Annotated in this window: 11 protein-coding genes; all 11 read right to left on the bottom strand. The window is 50.5% G+C overall.

Features of this window, described 5'->3' with window-relative positions; genetic code table 11:
- Positions 1–15: 15 nt before the first annotated feature.
- The 11 genes from P2G53_RS07035 to P2G53_RS06985 all read right to left on the bottom strand — a co-directional run bounded on the left by P2G53_RS07035 (position 16) and on the right by P2G53_RS06985 (position 13,787).
- Entirely contained in the window at positions 16–1,251 is a 1,236-nt protein-coding gene (locus P2G53_RS07035; RefSeq protein ID WP_275815637.1) for an aspartate kinase, read from the bottom strand.
- Positions 1,252–1,266: 15 nt separating this feature from the next.
- Positions 1,267–3,861 carry an alanine--tRNA ligase gene (alaS, locus tag P2G53_RS07030; RefSeq protein ID WP_275815898.1) on the bottom strand — a complete coding sequence of 865 codons (2,595 nt, stop codon included), beginning with the start codon at positions 3,859–3,861 and terminating at the stop codon, positions 1,267–1,269.
- Positions 3,862–4,015: 154 nt separating this feature from the next.
- Positions 4,016–4,399, bottom strand: coding sequence for a regulatory protein RecX (locus P2G53_RS07025; RefSeq protein WP_275815636.1), 384 nt, complete (start codon positions 4,397–4,399; stop codon positions 4,016–4,018).
- Positions 4,400–4,532: 133 nt separating this feature from the next.
- Complete coding sequence (recA, locus tag P2G53_RS07020) at positions 4,533–5,582, bottom strand: recombinase RecA (RefSeq protein ID WP_275815635.1); 1,050 nt, start codon at positions 5,580–5,582, stop codon at positions 4,533–4,535.
- 119 nt (positions 5,583–5,701) lie between these two features.
- Positions 5,702–6,178, bottom strand: coding sequence for a CinA family protein (locus P2G53_RS07015; RefSeq protein ID WP_275815634.1), 477 nt, complete (start codon positions 6,176–6,178; stop codon positions 5,702–5,704).
- Between the two features lie 33 nt (positions 6,179–6,211).
- Positions 6,212–6,658, bottom strand: a complete 447-nt coding sequence (locus P2G53_RS07010; protein WP_275815633.1) for a hypothetical protein — start codon at positions 6,656–6,658, stop codon at positions 6,212–6,214.
- Positions 6,642–7,505, bottom strand: coding sequence for an efflux RND transporter periplasmic adaptor subunit (locus tag P2G53_RS07005; protein WP_275815632.1), 864 nt, complete (start codon positions 7,503–7,505; stop codon positions 6,642–6,644). Before P2G53_RS07005 ends, P2G53_RS07010 begins: the two co-directional genes overlap by 17 nt.
- Before the next feature lie 9 nt (positions 7,506–7,514).
- Entirely contained in the window at positions 7,515–9,398 is a 1,884-nt protein-coding gene (locus P2G53_RS07000) for a hypothetical protein (RefSeq protein ID WP_275815631.1), read from the bottom strand.
- A 5-nt stretch (positions 9,399–9,403) separates the two neighbouring features.
- On the bottom strand, positions 9,404–11,548 hold the full coding sequence (locus P2G53_RS06995; RefSeq protein WP_275815630.1) for a hypothetical protein: 2,145 nt from the start codon (positions 11,546–11,548) through the stop codon (positions 9,404–9,406).
- An 11-nt stretch (positions 11,549–11,559) separates the two neighbouring features.
- Positions 11,560–13,401, bottom strand: coding sequence for an efflux RND transporter periplasmic adaptor subunit (locus P2G53_RS06990; protein WP_275815629.1), 1,842 nt, complete (start codon positions 13,399–13,401; stop codon positions 11,560–11,562).
- Positions 13,402–13,436: 35 nt separating this feature from the next.
- Complete coding sequence (locus tag P2G53_RS06985) at positions 13,437–13,787, bottom strand: DUF3467 domain-containing protein (RefSeq protein ID WP_275815628.1); 351 nt, start codon at positions 13,785–13,787, stop codon at positions 13,437–13,439.
- Positions 13,788–13,887 lie beyond the last annotated feature (100 nt).

Genomic DNA, 13,887 nt, shown 5'->3' with positions numbered 1-13,887 from the left:
GTATTGGAATTAAAGCTATTCGCTAATGGTTTCAACTGCATCCAGATTAAAGGCTGTATGCAATGCCCTGACTGCAAGCTCCAGATACTTTTCGGCAATGATCACCGAAACTTTGATTTCAGAGGTCGAAATCATCTGGATATTGATGTTTTCATCCGCTAACGCATCAAACATTTTGCTCGCGACTCCAGCATGAGAACGCATGCCCACGCCAACAATCGATACTTTGGCAATTTTATTATCGCCGACCACTTCTCGCGCACCCAGCATTTGAGCTGTCTGCTGAAGAATCTGGCGGGTTGTTTCGAAGTCGTTACGATGTACCGTAAACGTAAAGTCTGTGGTCTGGTCTGCCGCCACATTCTGCACAATCACATCGATTTCAATATTTGCTTTACTGACAGGCCCCAAAATCTTTGAAGCTACACCCGGTACATCAGGTACACCCCTGATCGTCAGCTTGGCTTCATCACGATTAAATGCGATGCCTGAAATAACAGGTTTTTCCACAGTATCCTCTTCCTCAACACTGATCAATGTGCCCGGACCATCAATAAAGCTCGAAAGCACACGCAGCGGCACTTTGTATTTGCCAGCAAACTCTACCGAGCGGATCTGCAACACCTTAGATCCAAGACTGGCCATCTCCAGCATCTCTTCGAAGGTAATACGATCAAGACGCTGCGCTGTCTCAACTACACGCGGATCTGTCGTATATACGCCGTCCACATCAGTATAGATCCTGCATTCATCGGCTTTCAGTGCAGCAGCCAAAGCAACTCCGGTCGTATCTGAGCCTCCGCGCCCCAGGGTTGTAATATTGCCTGCCGCATCAACACCCTGAAAACCGGCCACAACCACAATCCGTCCGGCCTGCAAATCAGCCTGAATATTGGCTACATCAATATCCTGAATGCGTGCTTTCATGAAGGCATTGTCAGTCAGAATACGCACCTGACTGCCAGTATAGGATCGCGCTGCAATACCCCGTTTCTCCAGTGCCATACACAGCAAAGCAATGGTCACCTGCTCACCGGTAGAGACAAGCACATCCATTTCACGTGGCGATGGCTGGTCATCTATGGATTTTGCCAACCCGATAAGGCGATTGGTTTCTCCACTCATGGCAGAGACAGCCACAACCAGATCATGCCCCTCGGCACGACAGGCCGCCAGTTTATCAGCGACGGCTTCAATTCGCTCAATGGTGCCGACAGAGGTGCCGCCGTATTTATGGACGTAAAGCGCCATCAATTAGTTCCTAATTCAAAGCACTGTCTGCAAGCGTTCCGGCACTGACGCCAGCACACCCGAGAGTGCTGCAACATCGGTACCGCCACCCTGAGCGAAGTCAGGACGACCGCCACCCTTGCCACCCAGACTAGCCGTAAGGTCACGCACCAGATCGCCTGCTTTAGCTCGACCGGTAAGATCCTGGGTTACACCCGCAGCGAGTGAAACTTTATCCTCACTGACCGTTGCCAGCACAACAATGCCACTGCCTAACTTGTTTTTAAGCTGATCGATGGTATCTCGCAGCGCCTTGGGTTCAACACCCTCAAGCTTGGCCGCCAGCACTTTAACACCATTAATTTCGACCACTTGTGACAGAAGGTCAGAACCCGCGGCCGCTGCCAGTTTACTTTTCAGCTGCTCGAGCTCTTTTTCCAACGCACGGTTCCGATCCGACAAACTCTGTACTTTATCCAGCACACTGTCACGGGAGCCTTTTACCAAAGCCCCAATCGCCTGCAGGGTGTCATCCAGCTGGCTCACCCAACGCAACGCAGTTTTACCAGTAACAGCCTCTAAACGGCGCACGCCAGCAGCAACCCCACCTTCAGAGATAATCTTAAACAGGCCAATATCACCTGTACGCTCTGCATGAGTACCACCACAGAGTTCCATCGAGAAGCCTGAGCCCATGGTCAGTACACGGACATCAGCGTCGTATTTTTCACCAAACAGCGCCGCAGCACCTTTTTCTTTGGCCTGTTCCAGCGGCATAACTTCAGTTTCAACCGCTGAGTTCAGTCGAATCTGGTCGTTCACCAGCGCCTCGACCTGAGCAAGCTGCTCTGCAGTCATGGCTTCAAAATGAGAGAAGTCAAAGCGCAAACGATCCGCATCGTTCAGCGAGCCTTTCTGCTGTACATGATCACCCAGCACTGTTTTTAATGCGGCATGCAGCAGGTGTGTTGCAGAATGGTTTAACTTAATTGCCTGACGGCGTTCGCCATTCACTTCAGGCAACACATGGTCGCCTACTTTTAGTACACCAGACTGAACCTCACCATGATGCAGGTGATTGCGGCTTTCTTTGGTGCAATCACTGACCTGGAAAACACCGCCTGCAAATGACAGGACACCCGTGTCACCCACCTGGCCACCGGATTCAGCATAAAAAGGAGTCTGATTCAGAACCACTACACCTTTCTGACCCGGGTTCAATTCAACAACAGCCTGTCCTTCAGCAAACAGCGCCACCACTTCAGCGGAACCCTGTAACTGGGCATAACCGGTAAACTCAGTTTCACCTTCAACGCGAATCGCATCGTTATAGTCGATATCAAATTTGCCGGCTGCGCGGGCGCGTTTACGCTGCGCTTCCATCTCACGCTCGAAGCCAACCATATCGACTGACAACTCAAGCTCGCGAGCCACATCCGCAGTCAGATCGACAGGGAAACCATAGGTGTCATAGAGTTTAAAAACAGTATCACCCGGAATTTCACTGCCCTGCAGTGAGTCGATCACTTCCTGCAGCAGGCGCATACCGTGATCCAGCGTTTTTGCAAACTGCTCTTCTTCTTTTAGCAACACACGCTCAACCTGAGCCTGCTTTTCAACCAGCTCCGGATAGGCGTCGCCCATCTCCTGCACAAGTGCAGCCACCAGCGTATTAAAGAAGGGACCTTGTGCTCCCAGTTTATTGCCATGCCGTACTGCGCGACGGATGATCCGGCGCAGTACATAACCCGCACCTTCATTGGACGGCAATACACCATCGGTAATCAGGAAAGCACAGGAGCGGATATGGTCTGCAATAACACGCAGTGATTTGTTATCAAGATCGTCGCAGCCCACGGCAGTTGCCGTAGCCTTCAACAGGTTCTGGAACAGGTCGATTTCGTAGTTGGAATGAACATTCTGCATCACTGCAGCAATACGCTCCAACCCCATCCCTGTGTCTACAGAAGGTTTCGGCAGAGGCGCCATCTGACCATCTGCACTGCGGTTGTATTGCATGAATACAACGTTCCAGATCTCGATGTAACGGTCACCATCTTCTTCAGGACTGCCCGGAGGACCTCCCCAAACTTCAGGACCGTGATCAAAAAAGATTTCGGTGCAAGGGCCGCATGGACCGGTGTCACCCATCGCCCAGAAATTATCTTCATCCAGTTTGGAAAAACGCTCTGGATCAACGCCGATCTCTTCTTTCCAGATACGTTCAGCTTCATCGTCCGAATGATGCACCGTGACCCACAGACGCTCCGCTGGCAAACCCATCACTTCGGTCAGAAAGGTCCATGCAAAACGGATAGCATCCTGTTTGAAATAATCACCAAAGCTGAAGTTACCCAGCATTTCAAAAAACGTATGGTGGCGCGCGGTATAACCGACATTCTCAAGGTCGTTATGCTTACCACCGGCGCGAACACAGCGCTGAGAGGAGGTTGCGCGGCTGTAACTGCGCTTGTCACTACCCAGAAATACATCTTTGAACTGCACCATACCCGCATTGGTAAACATAAGGGTCGGGTCATTCGCCGGGATCAGTGAACTACTGGCCACCACTTCATGGCCCTGAGCTTTAAAAAAATCTAGAAAAGCCTGCCGGATCTCAGCACTTGTCATGTATTTCATGGGATGAACCGTATGCTATCCATATCAAAATTCTGGAAGTGACCACTCACTTTGGGCGTAAGATTTGATCACCATTAAAAAGGCGCAATAGTATATATCGTGATCGATTCGGGTACGAACTTTTTTGCCAGCCGCCCAATGACAATTAGTCCTGCAAAGATTCAGCCGCAAGCCTGAGCGCGCTGGAAGCTTCAGCATTGCTAAAACCCCGTTGTAAAAGGTAGCGCATCTGGCGGGCATACTCCTTCCTATCACCCCGTTCAGGTAACTGATTAAAACGTTTTTGCCACGCCTCATAGGCCAGCTCAACCCAATCAATCGCTAAGGCTTCGTAAAGTGACTGTTGCAGTTCACCCGCTATCCCTTTTGACTTTAGGTCATAACTGATGCGTTGCCAGCCATGGCGCTGCATCACGCGCTGACGAATAAAGCTTTCCGTAAAACGTGAATCACTCAGGTAACCACTCTTTACTAACTCATCCAGAATTTCGTTCACCATGTCGGGCTCAACCGATTTGATAAAACGCATTTCTAGTTCGTGCCGGCTATACTCACGCCTCGACAACAAACGCAGTGCTGTATTTCTGAGTTCTGCAGCGTCCATCCCTTCCTCAGCCTCAAACGAAAAAAGGCCCAAGTGGGCCTTTTTAAAGATGTATAGATCAGGACAAATCAAGCTGAGCGCTGGATGACTCCTCAGCTTCTTCAGCTTTTACCGGTTTACTCACATTGAGTAGACGACTGCGGATTTCAGTTTCAATCTCTGTCGCCACCGCTGGATTGTCCTCAAGGTATTTGGCTGCATTGGCCTTACCCTGTCCGATTTTTTCACCATTATAGGCATACCAGGCACCTGATTTATCAATCAGACCCTCTTTGACACCTAGGTCAATCACCTCGCCCATATGGTAGATACCCTGACCATACATAATCTGGAAATCTGCCTGACGGAATGGGGGAGATACTTTATTTTTGACAACTTTGACGCGGGTTTCGTTACCAACCACCTCATCACCGGATTTGACGGCACCGGTACGACGGATGTCCAAACGCACAGACGCGTAAAACTTGAGTGCGTTACCCCCGGTTGTCGTTTCCGGATTACCGAACATCACGCCAATTTTCATACGAATCTGGTTGATGAACACCAGCAGGCAGTTTGAACTTTTAACGTTACCGGTCAGCTTACGCAGAGCCTGTGACATCAGGCGTGCCTGCAGACCAACATGGGAATCACCCATTTCACCTTCAATCTCAGCACGTGGAACCAGTGCCGCAACGGAGTCAACAATGATCACATCCACCGCATTTGAACGCACCAGCATATCGGTAATTTCAAGTGCCTGCTCACCGGTGTCAGGCTGAGAAACCAGAAGATTTTCAACATCCACACCCAGTTTTTCAGCATAGATTGGATCCAGTGCGTGTTCGGCATCAACGAAGGCACAGGTTTTACCCATTTTCTGCGCTTCAGCAATAACCTGAAGTGTCAGGGTGGTTTTACCTGAGGACTCAGGACCATAGATTTCAACAACCCGGCCAAAAGGCAGACCGCCAATGCCCAGCGCAATATCCAGGCCCAGAGAGCCGGTGGATACCGATGGAATCGCTTCTCTGGGCTGATCCCCCATGCGCATGACTGCGCCCTTACCGAACTGGCGTTCAATTTGACTCAGAGCTGCATCAAGTGCTTTTTTACGATTTGCGTCCATTATCCACCTGCTTTTTTTAAATCGTGCGCAAAGGAAAATACTGTATGTTTGGACAGTATTATTTCACAAGATCTGAGAAATGCAAGCCGGGTTTTTCATAAAGATTCATAACCCAAAAATCAGACAGGCAAATAAGCTAACACCCCTTCCAGCGCCTGCGTCACTGCTTGCTGCTGAATTTCAGTACGATCACCCGAAAAAAAGCACAGGCTTGTCACCGTCGGTTTACCCTGCACAGCCCATGCAAACCAGACCGTACCCACCGGTTTATCGGCGCTCCCGCCATCCGGGCCGGCAATACCACTGATAGCGACTGTGATGGTCGCATTGCTACGCGCCAGTGCGCCTTCGGCCATTTCCGTCACAACCGGCTCAGAGACCGCGCCGTACTGTTCTAACGTGTCCGTTTGCACACCCAGCAAACGGGTCTTGGACTGATTGGAATAGGTCACAAAGCCGCAGTCAAACCAGGCAGAACTACCAGCTATCGAGGTAATTGTGGCCGCTACACCCCCTCCAGTGCAGGACTCTGCAGTCGCCAGTATCGCCCCGACTTCTTGCAAACGGGCACCCGTTTTTGTCGCCAAATCAAACATCGCATCAGTCTCATATCAAACCGGAAGTTTCCATCATACGCCTTTGCCCGGTTCTTTTTCCTCTGCCGGGACTGCGCAATCCGCTTTGATGATGTATTTTTTTCCATCCGCTGTCGTCAGAACGTTAAGCACCTGCCACCCTTCTGCGATGGCATCTTTAAAAGCACCGGCGCAATGCAGCTGATTCCAGACCCTTTGCTGCTCTTGAAGCCAACCCGGTTTTAAGTGCTGACTGGTGTATGAGGTCCATTTCTTGAATTCAATCATGCGGGCAAAGCAGACCACGCCCATGCCATCAAAACGTGTAGCATGATCAACCCACTGCGGCGCTTCAGTATTGGCTTTTTGCGCGATGAGTTTAGCTGCTTTGCACACCACAGCATCATTAACCTGTGCAACGGCCGAGTGACTTATTGCCAGCAGCAACAAGCCCATAAAAAGCCACTGACTCCAGCGCATACAGTTAGTTAACTGAGGCACTGCGTTGCTCGTTATCAGATGGCATAGTCTCTTGCTGGCTCTCCACCAATGAAAGCCCACATTTCACGCCTGCCAGTGTTTTAAGTTCGGGATTTTCCAGCTTTACGCTGATGCCTATAGTGCCACTTGCCGCATCAACCACTTTATCAACAGCCTCCACAATCCCCTGATAGCGCCCGCCGACAGGCTCAACCGGTTGCACTTCAATGGTATCGCCCGGCTTAACCTTATCAATCATGTCGAGCGGCAAAAAACCTTCAGCGCGCAACAGATTAATCTGTGCCAGGGTCACTATGTGCTCGCCTTCAGTGACGTATTCTCCCGGCACCATGGCTTTTTCCATCACCAAACCATCCAGCGGGCTAACGATCTCTCGTTGTTTCAGTAAGGCTTTTGTGCGGGCCAGATCCAGTGCATTAAGTCGGCTCTCAACCTGTGCTTCCTGCGTCTGCAAGGTAGCCAGACGCAGGGTGGTTCTGGCTTCTTCAATATCCTGGTCAGACATTAACTGACGAGTGTGCAAGGTATTTTTTCGCGCCAGTGAGGCTTCTTCGTATTCCTGCCTTGCTTTAGCAATCTGAACCGGCAGATAGTTCGCAGCACGCGCTTCGGCGAGTTTTACCGATGCCTGCTGCACGTCAGATACCAGACGGGCTATCACCTGCCCTTTCTGGACTTTTGCTCCACGCTCAACCACAACCGCATCCAACACTCCCTGGGTTTCTGAACCCAAACGCACCTCCATCCAGGGCTCAATCATGCAGTCAAAAGACTCTGCCCAGCTGTGCAAGGTCAGCGTACATAAACACAGGGCGACGCCTGCCTTTAGAGGACGGTATCTATCCATGTTGTGCCTTTACTCCTGGGTACCCGTAAATACCAACATTTTCCGGTAATGTTCTTCAAGGGAGATCAACGCAGCGCGAGTCTGATTTTTATGTTTCTCCCATCGTTTAAACGCTTTTTTTACAAACCACTGTTTGGTCCAGCCAGCGGGCAAGAAGGTGGTCGAACATGACCTGAGCAACAGCTTTTGCTCCCATGTTTTTAAACCCTGCAGAAAGAGGGGATCTTCCAGGCTGGCATACCATTCATACTGTATTTGCCATTCATACTGTATTTGCCATGCCTGGACGCCATCCATTTGCAGTGAGAGACACTGCCTGTTTTCAGCCAGTATCGATAAAACCCTCTCCCGCTCAGTCGTTTGTGTCGTCACCAGCAAAAGCGGGTATCCCACTGAAGTTGACAGCGCCTCCGGCGACAGCAACAGACGGTCATCCAGCAACTTGAAACGCAGGTTTTCCTGTTTTAGTTTGGCGGAAAGCCGTTCTGCCTCTTGTTTATCCGTGGTTTCAACCAGTGCATACCGGCCGGTCTGAGCCTGGTTATGACACCATTCGACCACCTGCTGTATTTTCTCCTCACCATCAGCCAGCACACGCGCCGGAATCGGGATGGCGGGTAAGGTAGTTTCAGAGAGTGGGATTATCCGGTGTACACGCTGCAGCTCCGGGTAACCTGCAAATTGGCTGTTCACCAGCACCGACAGCTGACAAAAGCGTTGAAAAAACAGTCTGAAACTAATCCTGCCGGTCGCGACGGCAGCTTGCACCGGTCTTAAACCACATTTAATCGCCAGAAAGTCATGCAGTTCAGGCCTGGCCGTTTTTGTGATCGCGTCACTGAGGCTGATTTGGCCCTCTTCGCACTGATAGTCATCCGGCATTTTCAGCACGTGGAAAGCTATCAGTGCAGTAGTCACCTGCTGATCCAGATCGACCTGAAATGCCAGTTCCCCGGGAAGCGTTTTGCTAAGCAGCAGTAATCGCTGTTTACCCTCTGCCGTCAACATGACAGTGTCAGCCTCAAACACAAAATCAGTTTCGGGTTCCAGTTGGGCAGCGAGTCCGGCGATTGCATGCAGCTCGATTTCACGGCTTTCACATTCACGACGCTCCGTGGCCACAATAGGAGTCACTGCCGATTCATAGAGAACATCCTGTCCATCAGCGATAATTGCACTTCTCAAACCCGGCAATAACAAGCGATCCTGCAATCCCCTGTTACGTAATTTTCGAATACGGATTGAAAGATCACCGGGTGAGCGCCGGCCACGCACCCGATAATCCCGGAGATAATCCAGAATCAATTCAGACGCGCCAATATGGACAATGCCAGTGCGGTAAAGCTCGCTGCGATTTTGCAGAGGCGTCGTTCGGTACAACACTGTTACCGGTAGCTCCAGCCATCGATAAAGCGGCAGGAGAAAGCTATGCATCGCATCTGCATTGGTTTCATGTTTATGCACGACAAGCGCAGAGCCACTTTTTACAAAACTAACGATGGCAAAAGCCCCGGCGAGAAGCCCCCTGTCCTCTGCAGTGTCTGCGGGTGCAGCCGAGAATGTCTCCCTCAAAGATCCTGCCAAATAGGTCAGGTGGCGATCGGTGATTGAGATAGACAACGTCCGATCCATTGCCGTAGCGATCATTGCCATCAGCCGAACCTGATCAACGTTTTCGCCCTCACCACACATGGCCAGAATTTCTGATCTGAGAGAAGCGTCAGCTTCCCCCTTGAGCTCATCCATCACATATCTGACAGCATAACTGAGCTCTACTGCCTGCCGGTGACGCCTGGACGAATGCAGACCGTTGCGCAGACGAAACCATTGGAACGCGAGAAAACCCATTGGTTTCTGTAGTTTTTCCGGATATAGCAGTGCACTTCTGTCCATCGCCACTACACCCTGATCTCTTTCAGGAACAGCTGTTTAAGCTTATCCAGCAGCTGATAACCAATGGGCTGATAACCATGCATAAATTTGACATGTACTCTTTGCCCTACTCTTGGCAATAAGGGAGGCTGCTTGAATCCCAATTCAAAATGGAACATTTTGTTGAGCGTTTTCGGCTTATCACCGCCCGCCGTTGGACTGAGCGCAATACGTCCACCACCCGTCGTAGCCAAAGCAGGAGAAGGCAACGAATCATCTGCAGCGGGCACCTCCCTTATTAGCTCAGCAGGTAACTCTGTGCTCATGTTGTCGCTCAACAGCAGTGATATCGATTCAATACGCTCCCGCACGTGCCCAACGTCACTCTGAGGAATCAATGTTCTGACTCTGACCTGTTGCGGGTCAACCACAAATCCGACCATCTCTCCGCGTTTTAAAAAACGACCGGGCAAATCATCCACATTACTGATCAGCAGGGTGCCCTCAGTATGACTCAGTAAGTTCAATTTACCGGTTTTAAGCACCAACTCATCCAGACGTTGCCGGATATGTTCAATCTCTTCATCGGTGATCTGAGCTGCCACACGATCATTCACTAACTCAGCCTGATATCGTGCATTCAGCGCATGCAATCGCGCCTCTAACGCTGACATCTCCGTAGTCAGCTCGTTGTTTTCCAATCCTAAAATCCGATCCCCAGGCCTTAATTGAGAGCCTGCTGAAAAACCTACCGTTTGGATGAAACCACTTTCAGCCGCCGTAAGCTCTGCCGCTTCATCCACCCAGACAACACCTTCCGCATAAGTGGTTAAAGGGAAGGGTGCCTTAAACAAAGCGACAAACAGTAGCGCCGAAATAATAAGCACCCCCGTGTATGCACGCCATCCACTCGAATGAACCCGATCACTGAAGAGCAGGAATTTCATCAACTTAAACAATGGCAAACCGATCAACAGCCCGATGGAGAGCATCACCAGCAATACCCCAATAATAAAAAATTTGCTGATGACAAACATGGCGATCAGGGAGACGACAAATATCCGGTAGATGAAGGAGGCGATGGGATATACAAACAACCAACCTGATTCACCTTTGGCCGTGACGGGCGAGACCGCATCGGGTAAACCAAGGAGGTAACGCTGGCATAGATACTGGAAATATTTATTTCCCCGACTACCGAGATTCGGAATATCAATCAGATCTGAAAAAATGTAGTAACCATCAAATCGGAGTAATGGGTTGAGGTTAAAAACGATGGTTGTGACGCTACCGATCAAGGCCACGTTGAACAGAATACTCCGCACTATTCCGGGCTCAATCATCGCCCAAAAGATTACAGCCAAGGCTGCCAGAAATATCTCAACGTACATGCCTGCGGAACTAACCCAGGCACGCTGCCATCGATTGCGAAACGCAGTAGAAGATGAAGCATCAACATAGGGGATAGGCATAAAAACGAGGAACATCACCCCCATTTCGTGCACCTCCCCGCCCCACCGTGTCACCGCAAGTCCATGGCCAAACTCATGACAAAGTTTGAGCAGAGGAAAGGCAATCAGAATAATCAGTAAATTTTCTGCTGCCAAAACCCTGTCAGCAAAATTATCAGTAAGCGCATCGAAATTCACAACGGCAACACTGGTGCCATAGATCAGAACCAGCAGCCAGATAACAACCCCTGGAAGTGAGAAGATTAACCGCGCAAAAGGGCGCATCCGCACCAGAATTTGTTCCGGATCAAGCAGAGGTACCCGGACCGCGAGGGGGGAAAGGTATTGCTGCATCCGTTTCCTCTTGACCGAAGTACGGCCACGAGTGTCCGCTTCCAACGGGTCCGGAATAAACTTTCCATCCAGCGCATCAGCCGCATGCAGCTGATAAAGTAAGCGAATAACATCGGCTTGAGAGGGGGCGTCCTCACCCAGCACCTGCTCTGTGTGCTGCAGAGCATTTTCAACTGTGCGAACACCATCCAGCAAACCAATAAAGTAATACGCCTGAGGAGTGAAACGGTAATAGCGACCGGACGCCTGATCCTGCATGACATACCATAGCATGCCACGCTGTTCTTGCCGGTGCAGTTTTGCGTGATTACGCAGCCTGGGTGTTGTGTTGGAGATTTTGTACCAATATGGATTTTGCTGAGACACGTCGATTCACCCTATGGCATCCATTTCCAGATCTGCAGCCGCATCCAAGCGAGTAGATTACGAGTCCAGATCCAGATCAGACGACGCTCTTCCACCTGAATTTTCACAAGCCCTTCCATTCCTGGCCGCAGCAGGGGGTTGGCCTCATCCAGTGAGGCTTCCACCCGAAAGAAATTACCGCCCTCTTCTGCCATCGTCACGGGGGTAATTCTCTGCACAGTCACCGGAAATTTAACGTTAGGCAAAGAGGTCAAGACTAACTGCGCAGACTCACCTTCACGCACGTAAGCAATATCTCGTTCATCCACTTTGATATTCAGACGGTACCCTTCCAACGGCGTTAACTGGAATAGCGGATCACCGATGCGGACAGATGCACCCAGTGATTGACTCAAATCCCCGGAAATCACAACAGCATCAAAAGGCGCTCTGATCGCTGTTCTATCCAGTTTCTGATTGATAAGGCCCAACTGTGCACTGGCCTCCTCAGTTTGCGCCTTAATTACCGCAACCTGCGCCCGATCTCCTTCGGCCATCGCCCGTTGCAATTCACGCTCATATTGCCGGACACGGCTTAACCAGGCGTGTTTTTCCAGTTGCAGATCCCGATCATCCAGCCTGGCCAACAACTCACCTTCTGCAACCCGATCTCCGGCACGCACCGGCGCGTCAGCAATAAAACCATCAAACGGGGCCGCGGCAACACGCTGCACCTGTCCCTCAAGCACAGCGGTGCTGGATATACGAAAAGTCCCTGTTGCAAAATAAAAAAATGCACAGACTAGCAGCAAGCTAACCAGCAGCAGTTTTCTGCCCAGATACCCCTCACCCCAGAACCGTCCCATCTGAGTTTTTGCCGAGGTAACCACCTTAGCCGGCAAGCCCCGATCATTAAGCCACTTTTCTCGCAAAATAGGCCCCAGCAACCCGCCTGTGGCGTGGCACAGATCCAGCAGATGTTCATCAACTGTTACCGTTGGAGAAAACTCGAAGATAATCGCGCCATATATCTTCCCCGCCATGGACAGTGGAACTGTCAGGACCGTGCCACCTGAGCCGTGCAAGCGACAAAGCGATATATGCTCTCGTAGCACCACGGGTGTATCTTCTGGCGCTGGATAGATAAGTACCTGTTCCTGATCGATAGCTTCTTCAGCTGCATATTCCAGCGCTCTAACCAAGTTCATGCGCCTGGAAAAATTGACAGTATGCGATATCCCAACCACCTGTAGTTTGTGGTGATTAATCAATGCAAGTGATACACGGTCACACTTAAGGCGGGATGCCAGCTCAGTCAATGCGGCACTCGAAGCGGCGGAAAACGTTGTGAAATCAACAGCAACCGCCGTAAGTTCCAGAACATCAGTAGAGGTCTCGACTAACTTTTGCAGACTGGAGGATTCTTCCTTCAGCAGATAACTTTCGATCCAGGCGGAACCCCATTGCAACTGCCGCAGACTCAGTTGCAACTGACGGTCATTCATATCCTGAACAGAAATTGCAACGACGCCTGCCACACGCTGACCTGACATAATGGGGAAGGCAATGGCATGCTGAGTGCTGCCTGACTGATCAGCTTGTTTGAGGCCCTGAATCAGGCCCTGTTTCCGGCTTAAGGCCTGCTCGGCCATTTTCATCAGACGCGCGTCTATCGCCTGTCCCTGCGGCCAGACAGCCACAGGCCTGAAGCGCTCTTCATCAGAGGGAGAATAGACAATCACGCCGTGACTGACGTTGCCCACCATATCAACCTGAAGGCGCAGCCAGCTTGAAAAAAACTCGCTATCGCCTTCAGCATTGGCTAGTTGGTGCCAGACGAAATTATCCAGATAGCTTAAATTACTCGATGTCATAACCGGGCGATCCCGGAACTACATGGCAATATTGATCAGTTATTCATTGCCGTAGGTTCTGGTTTTTTGACGGCAGTGGGCTCGATGTTAACCGGACCGTAACGTTTTTCATGTTCTGCCATTACCGCAGCCAAAAGTGTCAGCAATCGTTTTGCTGCATGCGGGTTCAGCATGATGCGATTTGAAAGGTGAACAGCCAGTTCTTTATCAGTGGCGTTCCAGGTCTGATTGGTACCAAAAAAGAGGGTAAATTCTTCGCGACTACTTACAGCGTTCACAACATTTGCGTAGCTGCTCTGCATCTGAGAGTCATCCCAGGTAACTTTGGGTGTAGTGCGTTTAGCGTTGCTGGCCTGATTAATTTTCTGCTGGTCAGGGGTTGTCATGGTTACATTCCTTATCTTAATGATGCGTCCAAAATTGCGTGATACTGCTATTGCAAAATCCAGTTAACTATAGCTGATATTCCACAACACTCCATGTTTC

This window comes from Neptuniibacter sp. CAU 1671, from assembly GCF_029222905.1.
Lineage (GTDB): Bacteria > Pseudomonadota > Gammaproteobacteria > Pseudomonadales > Balneatricaceae > Neptuniibacter.
Note: the sequence above shows the minus strand (reverse complement) of the source record. Positions and strands in the feature narration are given on the sequence as shown.